The following is a 17,471-nucleotide window of genomic DNA, read 5'->3' as shown; positions in this document are numbered from 1 at the left end:
ATGCCCCGAATGTCATCACCTCACATCGGGGCATTTTTATCACTAATTTTTATATTAAGAACGTATCAAAACTATTTATCAGTATTACGTTTTGCATGGATAGCCGTTAATTCCGCAATTCGCATAATCACGCTCACCGCCTGCTCCATGCCTTCTTGAGTAATAAACTCATGTTTACTATGGAAGTTATAGCCACCAGTGAAAATATTCGGGCATGGTAAGCCTCGGTATGATAACTGCGCACCATCCGTTCCTCCACGGATGGGCTTGATAACAGGTTCAATATCGCAGTCCAGCATCGCTTGTTTAGCTAATTCAACAACATGCGGATATTTCATCACTTCTTTATGCATATTGTAGTAGCTATCATCCAATGTCAGTTCGATATAGCAGCTTGGGTGCAGCCCTTCACCTACTTTTTCCGCGATGCGAATAATATTTTTCTTTCTCGCTTCAAAATTGGCTAAGTCAAAATCACGGATAATGTAGTTCATTTCCGCTTTTTCCACGTTCCCCTTAATGGACGTTAGGTGATAAAAACCTTCATAACCTTCCGTATTTTCAGGGGTTTCATCCGGCGGTAACATGGAGTGAATTCGCGTTGCTAAACCTAGCGCATTAACCATCACGCCTTTGGCACTACCGGGATGGGTATTGTTCCCCACAATTTTGATGGAGACGTTGGCCGCGTTAAAGTTTTCGAATTCGAGTTCACCAACGCCACCACCATCAACGGTATACGCCCAGCGAGCATCAAATTCTTTAAAATCGATATGTTGTGCACCACGACCGATTTCTTCATCTGGCGTAAAGGCAATACAGATTTTTCCGTGTGGAACATTTTGCCCTTCTAAACGCACAATCGCGGTAATAATTTCTGCGATACCCGCTTTATCATCCGCCCCTAATAAAGTTTTGCCATCGGTCATAATCAGCGTTTTGCCAATCATTTCGTGCAATACAGGGAACATAACGGGGGATAAAACTTCATCACCAATACCCAGAGCAATATCGCCACCACGATAATTCTCAAGCACTTGCGGGCACACATTTTTGCCCGAATAATCTGGGGCGGTATCCAAATGCGAAATGAAACCTATCGCAGGCACATCCCAATCAACATTGGATGGCATGATAGCCGTTAAACAGCCGTGTTCCGACAGCGTCACTTTTTCAAAGCCAAGGATATTTAATTCTTTGGCTAACGCGCGGGCAAATTTTAGCTGGCCTGTGCTACTAGGTACTGTTTTTGCATTCAGTTTTGATTGTGTATCAAACGCAGTGTATTCAAAAAACCGCTCCAAGAGTTTGTCCATACTTCCTCCCCCTAAATATCAATGGGGATATTATGGGAAAGATCACAGAAACAATTATTGTTTCAAATCAGATTTGCAGCTAAAGAGTGAGGAAGATAACTAATTAATTTAATTTATTGTTCATTTTGGGCTGCACTTTTGGATAACGCAACGCGTTAAGTACTATGTTATATAATGACTATCTTATATAACTAAATGCGCTATAGAATGATTTCTAAGGTGGGAATACGATGGCAAAAACATTTTTAATTTACGGTGTCAGTAAAGGGTTAGGTAAAGCATTAGTTGAAGGAGTGCCTGACCAAACTGATACTGTGTACGGTGTTTCTCGCACTGAACCACCTTTCGGTGATGCGCAATTTCACTGGATACCTGCTGATCTTAGTGACACTCAATCAGCCTCAATCATCAAAAAGCAGCTAGGCGAAAAACCCATTGATACCCTCATTTATAATGTCGGCATTTGGGAAAAGCTCGCCTTTACTGAAGAATATGATTTCGAGTCCACCAGCGATATTGAATTACTCACCATGATCCAGACCAATATCAGCGCCTGCCTGTTGAATTTGAAAGCACTGCTTAGCAACTTGCGTTTAGGTACCAATAGTAAAATTATTTTAATTGGCTCTACGTGGGGGCTGGATAATCATAATGGTAAAGAAGTCACCTTTAGCGCAACCAAATATGCCTTACGCGGGATTGTACAATCACTGAGAGAAACCTTGCGCCAAGATAATATTGGTATTTCTATTTTGAACTTAGGTTATCTCGCCACGGAATATCCGTTATCTATGCCAGTTAGTGAGGTGATTGAAAAAAGTGAAGGTGCGTTAATTCCGCTGCAAGATGTGGTGAATGCGGTGCGCTTTATTCTTAGCACCAGCAGCGCCACCTGTGTAAAAGAAATAACCATGCCTGCTATGTTAGATGAGAATGTTTGATATCTACCATAAAAAAGGGAGCTAAAGCTCCCTTTTATCTTTATTCTTCGCTGTTTAACTTTGCCAGCAAGTCATCCACATATTCACTAACCACTTTACTCGCCAACCCATAATGGCGCTCTTCAAATTCGCTTTCCACTTGGCTTGGTTCTAAATTCAGTTGTACCGTATGAGCACCTTGTAAACGCGCCTCATGTACAAACCCTGCCGCAGGATAAACATGCCCCGATGTTCCGATGGAAATAAACAGCGTGGCTTCCCCAAGTGCTTGGTAGATCCTGTCCATTTCAAACGGCATTTCACCAAACCACACAATATGCGGGCGTAATGGCTGTGGGAACTGGCAGCAATGGCAACGCTCTTCTACGGATAAATCACCTTTCCATTCGAGGACTTGGTTTGACCAATTACAACGCACTTTTAATAATTCACCGTGCATATGCACCACGCGCTTGCTACCTGCACGTTCATGTAAATTATCAATGTTTTGCGTCACTAGCAGAAATCTATCCCCGAGCACTTGTTCTAATTTTGCTAATGCGTAGTGCGCTGCATTAGGTTGAATATTCTCTTGTTGCAGCTGTCGACGCCGTTCATTGTAAAAGCGCTGAACTAATTGCGGATCACGGGCAAAGCCTTCAGGCGTTGCCACATCTTCCACACGATGCTCTTCCCATAAACCATCTGCTGAACGGAAGGTTTGAATCCCTGACTCTGCAGAAATACCCGCACCGGTTAATACAACCACGTTAATGTTTTGCATACTGAGCAGTCTATTATCAATGTAGTAAGAACGATTGCGAAGTCGCTGACGGCGTTTACATTTATTTTTACTTATTTTTTTCAATCTACGGCGAAATCGCAACATCGGAAATTTCCTTTCATCCTTGCAGTGAATTTGTCGGTATAAAAAGTGAAAGTATAAACATGGTAAATTATGTTATTTATACATAATTTGGATAGTAACATACTAAAACCCTTCATCTCCTGCAAAGTAAAACAAATATCTCAATAACCTCGATTTAATAACTTTTTTATCATCAAAAAGACATTTTTTTCACTTTCAGATGACAAAAAACTTTATCCCCATCACACCTAACGGCTAAAATAGCCGCCATCTCACTATTTTGATTTCTCTTATTTGAAGGATTTCCATGGAAAAGTTTTTTGAAAGAATGATGTACGCTTCACGTTGGATCCTAGCGCCCATTTATTTGGGGCTATCACTGACATTGCTGGCGTTAACCATCAAATTTTTCCAAGAAGTATTTCATATTCTGCCCGATATTTTTAACATTCCAGAATCTGATTTGATCCTCACGTTGCTGTCGCTCATTGATATGGCGTTGGTGGGTGGATTACTGGTGATGGTAATGTTCTCAGGTTACGAAAACTTCGTCTCCCAATTAAATTTGTCTGATCATCATGAAAAGCTGAATTGGATTGGAACCATGGATGCAACGTCACTGAAAAATAAAGTGGCAGCCTCCATTGTCGCCATTTCATCCATCCACTTATTGAAGATTTTCATGAACCTCAAAAACGTCGAAAACGATAAGTTGATGTGGTATGTGATCCTTCATTTAACCTTCGTGCTATCAGCGTTTGTAATGGGTTATTTGGATAAAATGACCAAGAAAGCCAAGTATTAATCTCTCTCAATACACGCGATTCGGCATAAAACAAGGGAAGCTTACCGTAGCTTCCCTTTTTGTTTCCAAAATTATTTTTTCAAAAACGGTAAAATATAGCTCATTAACTGCTCAGGACACTCTTCTGTCACAAAGTGGCCACACTCGCCAAGCATCGCTCCTTGTAATTGGGTTGCTCGCCCTTGTAATGTCAATTGCGGCGCATCCCGGGTTGCCTGATCCGCCCCTATCGCCAATACCGGCATAGTGAGTTTTTTTTGCGCTCGCAGTTTATTTTGCTCAATCGTCTGTGGAATAGCGCGATAATAGGCAAAACCTGCCCTCAGCCCACCCGGTGAAGCATACGCATCAATATACGTCTGTGCGGCAACGCGATCACGACGATATGCCCAATGATCAAAAATAAAGTTAAGATACTCACGCTCTTTACCTGCTGTCAGCGTTTCCGGTAAATCTCGCACTTGGTTAAACATAAAATGCCAGAGGAAAATATTCTCCTCAGGATCCACAAAAATACTCGGTGCTGGCGCTAACCCCGGAATAACCGCTTCGGTTAAGGCTATCTTTTTCACGTCTGCGGGATAATCACTGGCCAGCGCATACCCCACCCACATGCCAATATCATGCCCTATCACTGAATAGTGAGTATGACCTAGTTGCTTCATCATTTCGTGTAATGTAGTTGCGGCAGCGCCCGTATCATAGCCATTGTCTGGCTTATCAGAATACCCTGTTCCCAGTGGATCGACAGCAATAGCGGTATAACCATTAGCTGCGAGCTCCGTCATCACATAGCGCCATGTATACCACGTTTGTGGCCAGCCGGGGATCAATAAGACCGGCTCCCCTTCCCCTGCGGTAACATAGTGAAGGCGCTGCCCGTTCACTTTCACATAGTGATGTTGAAAGCTAGCTTCATTCGCCTCAATGGTTGGAAGCGCAGCACTTTTGGCTGTTTGAGTTAGATTTCCTGCTGCTAACGTCGCTGTTACTTGCAAAGAGAGCGTCATCAGGGAGACGAGCAACACCTTTTTAAATACCGAATTCATATTTGTTCCATACACTTTTATGTGAGTAAAAAAGCCACTCATTCACGAGTCGCATTAATTGTTTGTCGATCAACAATAAATAGGTTAAAGGTTTTTTTAATTCTTTGTCAATCGATAAACAATAATTATTTGTCATTCGACAAAGAAGTGATAGTATGAACGCATTCTCATTCAGCGCATCATTATCATGTTTTAGGGGGACCATAGTTATGGCGGGAAGACCGAGAGAGTTCGACCGAGACGCAGCATTGAATAAAGCTAAGCTTGTCTTTTGGCAGCGCGGTTATGAAGGCACGTCGATGTCAGATTTAGTTTCTGCTCTGGGCATCGCTTCTGCTCGCATTTATGCGGCGTTTGGCTCGAAAGAAAACCTATTTCGCGAAGCTATCGCCCTGTATCTAAGCCAAGAAGGCGCTTTTGCAGATACCGCGTTACAAGAACCAAATACACGTCTAGCGATAACGCAGTTATTAACCCAAGCTGTCGAAACTTACACCCAACAAACGCATCCACAGGGGTGCATGGTTGTTTTATCATTGACCAACTATGCCAGTGAAAATGAAAACATTATGTCTTGGCTGGCGAGTTACCGGAAAGCCCGTACCATCGCCATCATACAACGTTTAAATGAGGGCGTAACTCAAGGGGATTTACCCAAGGAAACGAATACCCAAGCACTTGGCGATTATATATCAACACTATTTCACGGCATTTCGATTCAAGCTCGCGACGGGGTGAGTAAAGCGCAGTTGCTCGCGATGGTTAACGTTGCTATGACCGGGTTTGATTCTTTTATAACAGCATCAACTACCCACTGATTATCCGCTTCAATTTTAGGAAAAAATCGCTATGTCCTCATTCGGTTCATCTCGCAGTCATGCATGGGTTTGCACATGGCTTTCAACATCTCAACCCACCACCGGTGAGGCATTTCCGTTTCCATTGGAGATCCCAACCTTATTGAATAACCAAACCCTACAGCAAACACTGCGCATCACATTAGGCGGACAACAATTACGCCTTGTGTTTTCGAATCGTTATGGCTCTCAACCCTTAGTGCTGGGTGAAAATGCCATTGTTGTAAACTCACCATCTGGAAAATCATGGAGTGCGTCTGTTCTGTTTAATGGGCAATCTGGTGTTTCTATCCCCGCAGGACAAGTGGTGTACAGTGATGAAATCATCCATCCTATTGACGATTTGTCTGAAGTCACCCTACGAACCTATCTACCGGCCCCTACGCTTGTAGAGACCTTTCATTGGGATGCGCGACATTATTCTCAATTAACATCGGGTAACGGCGTTCATTCCAAAACGACGAAAGAAAGCCTGCCAATTAGTTCGCGTTTATTATTAGAGGCTGTTGAAATCCAGAATCAGGCGCCAAGCCAAGCGATTGTTGTCATTGGCGATTCCATGGTGGATGGCAATGGTGTCGAAATGGGAACTTATCACCGTTGGGTGGATTTTCTTGCTGAGCGTACCGTTTCTCAACACACTGCGGTGATCAATGCGGGGCAATCGGGCTCCCGTTTACTCAAAGATGGAATTGGCATCAGTACATTATCTCGCTTTACTCGGGATGTTATTGAGCAAGCTAGCGTAACCACTTGCGTTGTACAAGTGGGTCTCAATGATATAGGGCTTGCTCAAACTGCCCTCGCGCCTGCGGATATGACGCCTTCCGCTAGCCAGTTAATTGAAGGTTATCGTCAGTTACTTGATATAGCGCATCAGCATAATATTCGCGTCGTCGGCGTCACTCTTGTTCCGTTACGTTGTACAGACGAATATGGATTAGATAACTTCTATACCCCCGAAAAAGAAGCTATTCGCCAAGAAGTGAATGAATGGATACGCACTAGCGGTGAATTTGACGCATTAATTGACACTGAGCAACTTGTGCGCGACTCACAAAATCCTCAGCAATTAGCATTAATCTATGATTCCGGTGATCATCTCCACCTTAACCACGCAGGACATCTGTTGGTTGCGAATTCGATTTCCCTTGATACTGTTATTGGAGTTTAAAACAGTCATTAGCATTGAAAACCTTATCATTGAAAACCATAGGTACGAGAATAGCTTTTCGTACCTAATTATTCCGCTATTCTTTGATACGGCTTAACATTATCTTTAGCCACGCCATCATTCCCTATGTTACTATCCACCTACCTAATCTATCATTTAAAACAGCCTTGGATAACAGAATGAGTGACCATTTTGTCGGGAAATTTGAAGCCGAAATTAAGTTCAAACTACCCAATTCTGACACTTTTCTTAAGCAGCTTATCAATGATAACGCTGAAGCATTTACCGTAAATAATCATGAAGTTGATGACTTTTTTGATTATCAAGATGGGCACTTAGCCGCACAAAATATCAGTATGTCCGTGCGGGAGATGACGCCGTCTGGGATCAAACTATGGATAGTCAAAGGACCAAGCAGCTCCGAGTGTAAAGCGATTGATATTGCAGACTGCCAACATGTCAAAAATATGCTGAGCACTTTGGGATATCAATGTTACCTAACGATTGCGAAACAGCGCAGCATCTATTTCCTGGGTGATATTCATATCACCATTGATTATTTAGAAAGTATTGGTTGGTTTGCTGAATTTGCGATTATGACGGACGATGAGAGTGAGCTAGACAACTTATATACAAAGTTACTGTCTACAGCGCAACATTATGGTTTTACTGAAGCATTAATTGAAACCCGCAGCTACAAACAGATGTACCTAGAGAGTTTGATGAAATAGCCTTAGATAACATGATGAAATAAGGCGCGACTGTTGCCACTCGCGCCTTGTTGATTACTGACCGCTTAGAATACGGGCTGGGTCTAACTTACTTGCGCGTCTTGCTGGATACCAGCTGGCTAATAAGCTCAGAACAACCGTGGTGAACAGCACGTAAATCACATCCATCACATGCAGTTCGGAAGGCAGGAAGTCAATAAAGTAGACATCCCCTGATAAGATAGGATGACCGATAATCACTTCAAGTCCCTTAATCATCGTGGTTAAATTCAGGGAGATTAATACCCCCAGCACCACGCCGATAAGTGAACCAACCAGCCCCCCGATTAACCCATACCACAGAAAGATAGCGCGAATTTGCCTATCTTTTGCCCCTAATGTCCTCAGAACCGCAATATCGCTGCTTTTATCTTTGACTGCCATCACGAGCGTGGAGACGATATTAAAACAAGCGACCCCGATGACTAAAATCATCGCCAAGTACATGACACTGCGAACCACCTGAATGTCGTTGTACATATAGCCGTAATCACCTATCCAGCTTTTCACCACCACATGATGCATGGTTTTCAGCCCAGCGTCATACACCACTTTATCGGCTTCGAAAGGATCTTTCGCTTTAATTTCAAAACCGCTAATGCCGTTTCCATAACCGAGATATTCCTGTGCATCCGCCAGCGGAACTAAGGCGAGCTGATGGTCGAGTAACCCACTTAAGCGGAAAATCCCCGTTACTTGGACACGAATACGCTTAGGCTGCTGAATTTTCATGCTGTCATCGGTATTCGGGATCATAATAGTCACCCAATCCCCGACTTTCACATTCAGTGAATTCGCTACCCCTTGACCTAAAATGATCGACTGTTTACCCGCTTCAAAATGTTGCCACGCATCATTTAAGATAAACTCTGGCAATGCACTGACTTGGGACTCCGTCTCGTGAGACACGCCCATAATCTGGATGGCTTTCAGGTTCGCGCCGCGCTCAAGTAGCCCCGTGAAATTCACATAGGGGCTGACCCCTTGAACACCCGGCGTTTTGCGGATCACATTTTGGGCGAATTCCCAATCTTGATAAGGGGCTTCAACGGCGTAGATTTGCCCGTGAGGCACCACCGAAAGCACGCGGTTATTCAGTTCTCGCTCAAAGCCATTCATGGCGCTTAAGCCGATAATTAATACCGCAACACCTAAAACAATCCCGAGGGTCGAGACAATCGATACCAAAGACACCATGCCTGTCCTACGGCGTCCTCGGCTAAATCGCAATGCCGCTAATAGCGTCAGAGGCATTTTAATCATTACATTGCCCCCAACGTAATTTCCTGTTGCAGATGACCATCACGCATTTCTAAACGGCGGGATAAACGGCTCGCCAGTTTCATATCATGGGTGACCACTAAAAATGCGGTTTTTTGCTTACGGTTTAACTCACCCAATAATTCAAAAATCGCATCCGCATTACGCAAATCGAGGTTACCTGTTGGCTCATCCGCCAGCACTAACGCTGGGTCATTCACCAATGCACGGGCAATCGCAACACGTTGACGCTCACCACCGGATAATTCAGATGGACGGTGATTGGCTCGGTGCTCTAACCCTACCGCTTTTAACATTTCGGTGGCTTTCGCAAACGCCGTTGCTTTCGCCACACCGCCAATTAACAGTGGCATAGCCACATTTTCTAATGCCGTAAAATCAGGCAATAAATGGTGGAATTGATAAATAAAGCCTAGGTCTTTATTCCGAATAGCCGCACGCGCATCAGAAGAAAGCTGGTTAATCTGCTGCCCACGGAAAATCACATTACCTTGAGATGGCGTATCTAACCCGCCAAGTAAATGCAATAAGGTACTTTTACCGGAACCGGAGCTACCCACGATAGCCATGGTTTCGCCTTCATTCATCGTGAAGCTGACATTCTTTAACACTTCTGTGGAGAGTGCGCCTTCTTGATAAATCTTGCTTAAATGTTCACAGACCAGAAGTGGTTGGTTATTCATATCGTAAAGCCTCAGCAGGTTGTACCGCTGCCGCACGCCAAGAAGGATAAAGCGTCGCCAGCAAAGAAATCAGCATCGCGCACAGCGCAATAATTAAAATACCCGGATAATCGAGTACAATCGGGAGTGCCACTCCCCGTGGTAATAAGCCAATTAGCGGCATAATTACGTTCAGTTGGCTCGACAGCAGCGTGCCCAATACGGTACCAATCAATGTCCCGATAATGCCCGCGCCCGCACCTTGGATCATAAAGATAGTCAGGATTTTGCTACGCTTGAGCCCCAAGGTTTTCAAAATCGCCACTTCGCCTTGTTTTTCCATGACTAATAAGGATAACGAGGTAATGATGTTAAAGGCCGCTACCGCGATAATCAGGCTCAGTAGCAAGCCCATCATGTTTTTTTCCATTCTCACTGCTTGGAAAAATTCGCCTTTACGCTCACGCCAATCTGTCCAAACTAACCCTTCTGGCAGTGTCTGTTTACTCGCCACATCCACTTGCAGAGGTTCGTCCAGATATAAACGCCAGCCAGTAATATTTCCTGTTGGATAACGTAGCATTCGCGCTGCATCAGGCTGAGCAACAATCAATTCGCTCGTATCCGCTTCGCCATTGGTTTGAAAAATACCCGCAACCGTAAATAAACGCTGGCTAGGTATACGCCCCATTGGGGTTAATTGGCTCACCCCGGGGATAATCAAGCGCACTTGGTCACCGCGTTTTACGCCGAGGGTTTCCGCCAGTCGATTACCGAGAAAAACGTTGTATTCGCCATCGACTAAATCACGGCGATCCCCGCTTATCAGCTTATCGAGTAACAAGGAAGATTCATCGGAACGAATTCCCCCCATCATCCCCACCCCCACGTTAGTTCGGCTTTGTAAAACCACTTCCGACTGAACAATCGGCTCGATTTTCTTAACGCCTTTGAGGTTTTTTAAGTCCGTGATGGGATGTTGATTGGGATCGATATTTCCGGTATTTGAGGTCAATATGGCCTGTGGCATATAAGCAAGTATGCTATCTTGTAACGAACGTTCAAAACCATTCATCACAGACGTCACGGTAATCAATGCCGCAACACCAAGGGTTATGCCTATCGCCGACAAGCTGGACACAAAACGTCCAAATTTATCGACCGCGCGCCCACGCATATAGCGCAGACCTATAAAGAGTGAGACAGATTGATGCATGAAAACGTAATGTCCCTGTTGCCAAAGCGAAGTGTTCAGGGATAATAAAGGGTACGATTGATGAATGGAACCACCCAACCGCGCTTTTGTGGTTTTTTTTATTATAAATACTATTTGTTTAGATCACTTTCAGACTACTCAATGAGTTCTGTGGGTCGTTTAATTAATTTTTAATTGCCTAACTAATAATTAATTAACTAGTTAGCTATGAGAAGCTGAATATTTCTATGTCGTCAAATTATCGTTATGAACTGCCCAGTCGTGCTGGAGATGTCCGCCATTTAGGCTGCTTAATTGGTGCTGCAGGCCCCTTAGAATGCGCAGAAATGATTGAACGCCATCAAGGTCCTGTCGTGATTGTCACACGTGATATGCAAAACGCATTACGCGTTCGTGATGAACTTCAACAGTTTACCCAACATCCTATAGAGACACTGTCGGATTGGGAAACGTTACCCTACGATAATTTTTCGCCGCATCAAGAAATCATTTCTCACCGTTTATCCACTCTATACCGATTGCCAACCCTGCAAAAAGGGGCGCTGATCCTCCCCGTTAATACCTTAATGCAGAAAGTGTGCCCTGCTGATTTTCTAACGGGACATGCCTTGGTGATGGCTAAAGGCGATAAACTCTCGCGCGATAGTCTACGAGACGAGCTGGATAAAGCTGGATACCGCCATGTTGAGCAAGTACTTGAACACGGTGAATATGCCATTCGCGGGGCATTACTTGACTTATTCCCAATGGGTAGCGACCTGCCATTTCGTATCGACTTTTTTGATGATGAAATTGACAGCTTACGTACCTTTGACGTTGATACCCAACGCACCTTAGAAGAAGTTAGTGCAATCAACTTATTGCCTGCTCACGAATTTCCGACCGATAAAGACGCTATCGAGCGTTTTCGAAGCCAGTGGCGCGAACGCTTTGAAGTTCGCCGTGATCCCGAACATATCTATCAGCAAGTGAGTAAAAATACCCTACCAAGTGGGATTGAGTATTGGCAGCCACTGTTTTTCGCTGAGCCATTGCCTTCTTTATTTGAATATTTACCCGCTAACACCCTATTTGTTTCGCAAAATCTGCAAGAACCTGCAGAACGATTCCAACAAGACGCTCAACAGCGTTATGAAAGCCGTGGCGTTGACCCAATGCGCCCATTACTTCCCCCTGCCGAGTTATGGTTAACCGTCGAACAACTGAATCAGAACTTAAAAAATTGGCCTCGGGTGCAGCTGTCTACGGAAAAGTTACCGAAGAAAGCCGCCAATACCAATTTAGACTATCAGCCACTTCCGGATATTAGCACTCAAGGGCAAAGTAAAAATCCACTGGAAAAACTGCGTCAGTTCACCGAACAGTTTGATGGCACGATTGTGTTCTCCGTGGAGAGTGAAGGACGCCGTGAAACGGTGAGTGAATTACTCGCACGCCTGAAAATTCGTCCTGAAATTATCAGCAACTATTTTAGTCAAACCCAAGACCGCTTTGCCATTACGATTGGGGCGGCTGAACATGGTTTTATTCAACCAGAAAGCCACCGCGCATTAATTTGCGAAAGCGATTTACTGGGTGAGCGAGTCGTACGCCGCCGCAGTGACCAACGCCGCACCATCAATACTGACACGCTCATTCGTAACCTTGCAGAGTTACGCCCGGGTCAACCCGTGGTTCATATTGAACATGGTGTCGGCCGCTATCAAGGCTTAATCACCTTAGAAGCAGGTGGTATTCCCGCGGAGTATTTGATCCTCACCTACGCAGGCGAAGATAAACTGTATGTCCCTGTCTCTTCATTACATTTAATTAGCCGTTATGCGGGTGGTGCCGATGAAAATGCGCCGCTGCATAAATTGGGTAGTGACAGTTGGGGACGCGCTCGCCAAAAAGCGGCGGAAAAAGTGCGGGATGTGGCCGCTGAACTTCTGGATATTTATGCTCAGCGAGCCGCGAAAGCAGGCTTCGCCTTCAAACATGATAAAGAGCAGTATCGGGAGTTTTGCCAAGGTTTCCCATTCGAAACCACCACTGATCAAGAAATGGCGATTAACGCAGTATTGAGTGATATGTGCCAGCCACTAGCAATGGATCGCTTAGTCTGTGGCGATGTGGGCTTTGGTAAAACTGAAGTCGCCATGCGCGCCGCATTTTTAGCGATCAACAATAATAAGCAAGTGGCTGTACTGGTTCCTACCACGCTATTAGCCCAGCAACATTATGATAATTTCCGCGACCGCTTTGCGAATTGGCCAGTACGTATCGAAATGCTATCGCGTTTTAAAACGGCCAAAGAGCAGCAGCAAATTATTGCTGAGGCCGCTGAAGGCAAAGTGGATATTTTGATTGGTACCCATAAATTGCTACAAAGCGATATTCAGTGGAAAGATCTGGGTTTGCTGGTGGTGGATGAAGAGCATCGTTTCGGGGTTCGTCATAAAGAGCGCATTAAAGCGATGCGCGCTGACGTGGATATTCTGACCTTAACGGCGACGCCAATTCCACGCACCCTGAATATGGCAATGAGTGGCATGCGAGATTTATCGATTATAGCGACCCCACCCGCTCGCCGCTTAGCTGTAAAAACCTTTGTTCGCCAATATGATGATTTAGTCGTGCGCGAAGCGATTCTGCGGGAAACGTTACGCGGCGGTCAGGTTTATTATCTTTATAATGATGTGGAAAATATCGAAAAAGCCAAAGCGCGCCTGGAAGCCTTAGTACCTGAAGCGCGATTTGTTGTCGGTCATGGGCAGATGCGTGAGCGCGAACTTGAGCGAGTCATGACAGATTTCCACCATCAACGGTTTAATGTCCTGATCTGCACTACGATTATTGAAACGGGTATCGATATCCCAACGGCGAACACCATCATTATTGAACGTGCTGACCACTTCGGTTTAGCACAATTGCATCAGCTACGCGGTCGTGTGGGTCGTTCCCATCACCAAGCCTATGCTTACCTTCTGACGCCGCATCCAAAAGCCATGACCACCGATGCACAAAAACGCCTCGAAGCCATTTCTTCCCTTGAAGATTTAGGGGCTGGCTTTGCACTGGCGACCCATGACCTTGAAATTCGTGGTGCTGGCGAACTATTAGGTGAAGACCAAAGTGGGCAGATGACCACCATCGGCTTCACCTTATATATGGAGCTACTCGAAAGTGCGGTCGATGCACTGAAAGAAGGACGCGAGCCATCCCTTGAAGATCTCACCAGCCAGCAAACTGAAGTGGAACTGCGCATGCCAGTACTGCTGCCTGATGAGTATATCCACGATGTGAATATTCGCCTGTCTTTCTATAAACGTATTGCCAGTGCTAAAGACCAGACCGAACTGGATGAGCTGCGTATCGAGCTGATTGACCGCTTTGGGACTTTACCTGATGCAGGTAAATTCTTGCTATCTACAGCAGGCATTCGTTTACAAGCACAAAAACTGGGCATGAAACGTATTGAAGCTCATGAAAAAGGCGGGTTTATTGAGTTCAATGAACGCAACAAAGTCGACCCGATGTTCTTAATCAGCTTACTGCAAAATCAGCCAAAAACGTTCCGCATGGAAGGCCCTGTCCGTTTGAAATTCTTCCACGATTTAGCCGACAGAGCGACGCGTTTAGACTTTATCAAGCAGCTAGTCGCTGATTTTGATGAGCATCAGCTAGCGCCATAAACCAGAAATTGACAACAAAAAAGCCATCGATTCATGATGTTTCGATGGCTTTCTTTTATGTGGTTTTAACCAATAAATGACTACTTTTTATTATCTATAGAATGACCTATTGTTTCTAAGTGCCCCAGTGCATTGCTATTGCCCTGCGCCGCAGATTTTTGGAACCATTCTAAGGATAGGTGAGAATCACCGGATAAATGCTCACTGGTTTCATACATCATTCCCATCATATATTGCGCTTGAGAATGCCCTTGGCTAGCGGCTTTCAGATACCACTCAATGGCTTTTTCCTCATTCTCTTCAACCCCTTCCCCCACATCATACAGAGTACCAATTTCGTACTGCGCATCGAGGTCGCCACTTTTGGCTTTCAACATGAGTTCATTAAATGAGGGAATATTGCGCGACGTGAAACCTAAAAATTCCAGTAATTTTTTAAGCATAGTTTCTCTTTCTACTCAAACATTCCAAAGGTATTTTTGCCCGTTTTGACTTCCAGTACGGTAGACGGCTGGTAAGCTTTTGGTAGGTCATCTGGCTTCATACAGTAGAATGGCAAAATACTTTTTGCCCCTTCGCGCAGGGTTTCGCATGCTGCTTTACTGGACATGGTTAAATCTAACTGCCCATTTTCATTGAGAGGAATAAACACCGTTGGCTCATACGGCATTCTCACCTTACCAATCGTATCGCCAATACGGTAAATTACATCATAACCCACAATAATCTGCTCTAAACTTTTGGTGATCACACACGTTCTTGGTTCATTGCTCGAAAATGGCGGTAGCGACCTTCCTTGTAAGGATTGGATCATCAAAATGGTTCTGCATTCGCGTTGTGCGGGGTGCCAGCGAGATAACGACTCTTGCGTGAATGTGCCTAGAATACCCGTGACCGAACAGTTTTCATGTTCCACCATACGCGTTGCTCTAATGGGTTCGGTAGATAAAACAGTGGCAATTTTCACTTCGTCACTGCGCACAAAAGAGAAATAAACGACAGCAATTAGGCAAACAACAACGAATGCGGCTAACAACAACTTAATTTTTAGCTTCATCGCTTGCCCTTTTTTAAATAGTGAATGTGTTAGCTATTGTAGCTTATCTAGTATCAACTACATTAATTACATACAATAAATATGGTTTTTTAGATTAGTCTGAGTATGAGACATACATCTTATTTACTTACGCGTAATAAGTTTACCGCGAATAGTCGTAAATAATTAACTAAATCCATTTCAATATATTACATAAAATATAAAAGCCATCTATTTATTTGTTTTATAACAAAAAAATAAATCCTACCAATTAATGAGTATCAAGAGTGATTTAAATTAAAAATATGTCGCCTTTTTGTATTAAATCACACTTAACCCAAACTCATTAGGGTAATTAGCTGACTTTATGGCGTCTATTTAATGAATAAATATTTAAAATATATGTACCGCTTTAACTGGGTACTATTATTCTAAATACATCTTTATTCTGATTGGAGGATACACACGATTATTCACTAATAACCGTATGTATCCTTGCGATTGCAGAACCGAAAAAACGATAACTACAGATTAATGTAATTTCAGTTTAGGTCGAATAATACGGTTAATGCTGCCAACCAGCATCATTAAGCCCGTTTTTATATAGCCATGTAATGCAATTTGGTGCATGCGATATAGGGAAATGTAGACGAAACGCGCTATACGCCCTTCTACCATCATATCTCCACGCATTAAGTTCCCCATCAAGCTACCTACAGTACTAAAGCGAGATAACGAAACTAATGAACCATGATCTTTGTAAATGTAGTTTTTCAGTGGCTTATCTTTCATTAATGCCACGATATTGTCATAGCAAAGGCTTGCCATTTGATGAGCTGATTGCGCGCGTGGTGGAACAAAGCCGCCTTCCGGTTTTGCGCAAGACGCACAGTCACCAATCGCGAAAATTTTATCATCCAACGTGGTTTGCAGTGTCGGCTTAACCACCAATTGATTGATACGGTTGGTTTCTAACCCTGCAATATCTTTCATAAAATCAGGTGCTTTGATCCCTGCAGCCCACACCATTAAGTCCGCATAAATTTTGCCATCTTCTTTGGTATTTAAGCCATCGGCATCCGCGCTGGTCACCATGGTTTTGGTTAATACTTTCACGCCCAATTTATTCAATTCTTGGTGTGCAGCGCTTGAAATACGTGGAGGTAGCGCAGGTAAAATACGCTCGCCCGCTTCCACTAGCGTCACATTTAACGCATCAGTGTCTAACCCTTTAAAACCATAGCTCGTTAACTGCTCCACCGCATTATACAGTTCAGCAGAAAGTTCCACTCCCGTTGCCCCACCGCCGACAATAGCGATATTCACTTTTTCTTCCGCATTATCACGTACTGAATAACGCAAGAATAAATTCAGCATTTCATCGTGAAAACGGTGAGCTTGTGCAGGACTATCAAGGAAAATGCAGTTTTCTTTTACACCTGGGGTACCAAAATCATTCGAGGCACTTCCCAACGCCATGACTAAAATATCGTAATCAATTTCACGCAATGGCACTAACAGCTCGCCGTCTTTGTCACGCAATTCACCGAGAACCACTTTTTTATTTTCTCGGTCAATATTCGTAAGGGAGCCTAATTGGAAGTGAAATGCATTGTGACGAGCATGGGCTAAGTAGCTGATAGCATCAACACCATCATCCAGTGAGCCTGTTGCGACTTCATGAAGTAATGGTTTCCATAAATGACTTGGATTACGGTCAATCAGCGTGATATCCGCACGTTTTTTACGCCCTAATTTACGTCCTAAACGTGTTGCCAGTTCTAAACCACCAGCACCACCGCCTACAACAACGATTTTAGGTTGAGTTAAGGTCATACGCCCC

The 17,471-nt window shown here is 44.1% G+C and carries 13 protein-coding genes and 2 pseudogenes; 6 read left to right on the top strand and 9 right to left on the bottom strand.

Annotation, left to right across the window (positions count from 1 at the left end; translation table 11 throughout):
* Positions 1–71: 71 nt before the first annotated feature.
* On the bottom strand, positions 72–1,316 hold the full coding sequence (pepT, locus tag GKR74_RS11035; RefSeq protein WP_154603599.1) for a peptidase T: 1,245 nt from the start codon (positions 1,314–1,316) through the stop codon (positions 72–74).
* A gap of 230 nt (positions 1,317–1,546) precedes the next feature.
* Here pepT and GKR74_RS11030 point away from each other — a divergent pair.
* Positions 1,547–2,269 (top strand): annotated as a pseudogene (locus tag GKR74_RS11030) (SDR family oxidoreductase).
* A 28-nt stretch (positions 2,270–2,297) separates the two neighbouring features.
* Here GKR74_RS11030 and cobB read toward each other — a convergent pair.
* On the bottom strand, positions 2,298–3,122 hold the full coding sequence (gene cobB, locus GKR74_RS11025) for a Sir2 family NAD+-dependent deacetylase (RefSeq protein ID WP_154604390.1): 825 nt from the start codon (positions 3,120–3,122) through the stop codon (positions 2,298–2,300).
* A gap of 289 nt (positions 3,123–3,411) precedes the next feature.
* Here cobB and GKR74_RS11020 point away from each other — a divergent pair, with 289 nt between their 5' ends.
* Positions 3,412–3,909: a TIGR00645 family protein gene (locus tag GKR74_RS11020; protein ID WP_154603597.1), complete on the top strand. Its 498-nt coding sequence runs from the start codon at positions 3,412–3,414 to the stop codon at positions 3,907–3,909.
* Between the two features lie 71 nt (positions 3,910–3,980).
* Here the strand turns inward: GKR74_RS11020 and GKR74_RS11015 are convergent, their stop codons facing one another.
* Positions 3,981–4,958, bottom strand: coding sequence for an alpha/beta fold hydrolase (locus GKR74_RS11015; RefSeq protein ID WP_154603596.1), 978 nt, complete (start codon positions 4,956–4,958; stop codon positions 3,981–3,983).
* Between the two features lie 209 nt (positions 4,959–5,167).
* Between GKR74_RS11015 and GKR74_RS11010 the strand changes: the two are divergent.
* The 3 genes and pseudogenes from GKR74_RS11010 to GKR74_RS11000 all read left to right on the top strand — a co-directional run.
* Positions 5,168–5,770, top strand: a pseudogene (locus GKR74_RS11010) (TetR/AcrR family transcriptional regulator); the annotation flags it as partial.
* A gap of 37 nt (positions 5,771–5,807) precedes the next feature.
* The gene (locus GKR74_RS11005) at positions 5,808–6,989 is read left to right on the top strand and encodes an SGNH/GDSL hydrolase family protein (protein ID WP_154603594.1); all 1,182 of its coding nucleotides are present in this window, start codon (positions 5,808–5,810) and stop codon (positions 6,987–6,989) included.
* Between the two features lie 179 nt (positions 6,990–7,168).
* Positions 7,169–7,720 carry a class IV adenylate cyclase gene (locus GKR74_RS11000; protein WP_154603593.1) on the top strand — a complete coding sequence of 184 codons (552 nt, stop codon included), beginning with the start codon at positions 7,169–7,171 and terminating at the stop codon, positions 7,718–7,720.
* A gap of 54 nt (positions 7,721–7,774) precedes the next feature.
* Here the strand turns inward: GKR74_RS11000 and lolE are convergent, their stop codons facing one another.
* The 3 genes from lolE to lolC are packed head-to-tail and all read right to left on the bottom strand — an operon-like array spanning position 7,775 to position 10,918.
* The gene (gene lolE / locus GKR74_RS10995) at positions 7,775–9,022 is read right to left on the bottom strand and encodes a lipoprotein-releasing ABC transporter permease subunit LolE (RefSeq protein WP_154603592.1); all 1,248 of its coding nucleotides are present in this window, start codon (positions 9,020–9,022) and stop codon (positions 7,775–7,777) included.
* On the bottom strand, positions 9,022–9,723 hold the full coding sequence (gene lolD / locus GKR74_RS10990) for a lipoprotein-releasing ABC transporter ATP-binding protein LolD (RefSeq protein WP_036953112.1): 702 nt from the start codon (positions 9,721–9,723) through the stop codon (positions 9,022–9,024). The genes lolE and lolD overlap by 1 nt, the downstream gene beginning before the upstream one ends.
* A complete protein-coding gene (gene lolC, locus GKR74_RS10985; protein ID WP_154603591.1) occupies positions 9,716–10,918 on the bottom strand; it encodes a lipoprotein-releasing ABC transporter permease subunit LolC in 1,203 nt (400 codons plus the stop codon). The genes lolD and lolC overlap by 8 nt, the downstream gene beginning before the upstream one ends.
* A 227-nt stretch (positions 10,919–11,145) precedes the next feature.
* Here lolC and mfd point away from each other — a divergent pair, with 227 nt between their 5' ends.
* The gene (mfd, locus tag GKR74_RS10980; protein ID WP_154603590.1) at positions 11,146–14,592 is read left to right on the top strand and encodes a transcription-repair coupling factor; all 3,447 of its coding nucleotides are present in this window, start codon (positions 11,146–11,148) and stop codon (positions 14,590–14,592) included.
* Positions 14,593–14,672: 80 nt separating this feature from the next.
* On the opposite strand, the gene GKR74_RS10975 is transcribed toward mfd, so the two are convergent.
* From GKR74_RS10975 to GKR74_RS10965, 3 genes are all read right to left on the bottom strand, one after another.
* A complete protein-coding gene (locus tag GKR74_RS10975; protein ID WP_154603589.1) occupies positions 14,673–15,035 on the bottom strand; it encodes a tetratricopeptide repeat protein in 363 nt (120 codons plus the stop codon).
* 11 nt (positions 15,036–15,046) lie between these two features.
* Positions 15,047–15,649: a UmoD family flagellar biogenesis regulator gene (gene umoD / locus GKR74_RS10970; protein ID WP_154603588.1), complete on the bottom strand. Its 603-nt coding sequence runs from the start codon at positions 15,647–15,649 to the stop codon at positions 15,047–15,049.
* A gap of 510 nt (positions 15,650–16,159) precedes the next feature.
* Positions 16,160–17,464 (bottom strand): NAD(P)/FAD-dependent oxidoreductase, encoded by a 1,305-nt coding sequence (locus GKR74_RS10965; protein ID WP_154603587.1) that lies wholly within the window; start codon positions 17,462–17,464, stop codon positions 16,160–16,162.
* Positions 17,465–17,471: the final 7 nt, after the last annotated feature.

Origin of the sequence: Providencia sp. wls1914 (assembly GCF_009706645.1) — a bacterium.
Lineage (GTDB): Bacteria > Pseudomonadota > Gammaproteobacteria > Enterobacterales > Enterobacteriaceae > Providencia > Providencia zhijiangensis.
This window is presented reverse-complemented; position numbering and strand designations above follow the sequence as displayed.

Coding starts and splice junctions, on each gene's coding strand:
- lolE (WP_154603592.1), bottom strand. CDS start 9,022: ATGATTAAAATGCCTCTGACGCTATTAGCGGCATTGCGATTTAGCCGA.
- GKR74_RS11020 (WP_154603597.1), top strand. CDS start 3,412: ATGGAAAAGTTTTTTGAAAGAATGATGTACGCTTCACGTTGGATCCTA.
- GKR74_RS10975 (WP_154603589.1), bottom strand. CDS start 15,035: ATGCTTAAAAAATTACTGGAATTTTTAGGTTTCACGTCGCGCAATATT.
- mfd (WP_154603590.1), top strand. CDS start 11,146: ATGTCGTCAAATTATCGTTATGAACTGCCCAGTCGTGCTGGAGATGTC.
- pepT (WP_154603599.1), bottom strand. CDS start 1,316: ATGGACAAACTCTTGGAGCGGTTTTTTGAATACACTGCGTTTGATACA.
- lolC (WP_154603591.1), bottom strand. CDS start 10,918: ATGCATCAATCTGTCTCACTCTTTATAGGTCTGCGCTATATGCGTGGG.
- lolD (WP_036953112.1), bottom strand. CDS start 9,723: ATGAATAACCAACCACTTCTGGTCTGTGAACATTTAAGCAAGATTTAT.
- GKR74_RS11000 (WP_154603593.1), top strand. CDS start 7,169: ATGAGTGACCATTTTGTCGGGAAATTTGAAGCCGAAATTAAGTTCAAA.
- GKR74_RS11015 (WP_154603596.1), bottom strand. CDS start 4,958: ATGAATTCGGTATTTAAAAAGGTGTTGCTCGTCTCCCTGATGACGCTC.
- umoD (WP_154603588.1), bottom strand. CDS start 15,649: ATGAAGCTAAAAATTAAGTTGTTGTTAGCCGCATTCGTTGTTGTTTGC.
- GKR74_RS10965 (WP_154603587.1), bottom strand. CDS start 17,464: ATGACCTTAACTCAACCTAAAATCGTTGTTGTAGGCGGTGGTGCTGGT.
- GKR74_RS11005 (WP_154603594.1), top strand. CDS start 5,808: ATGTCCTCATTCGGTTCATCTCGCAGTCATGCATGGGTTTGCACATGG.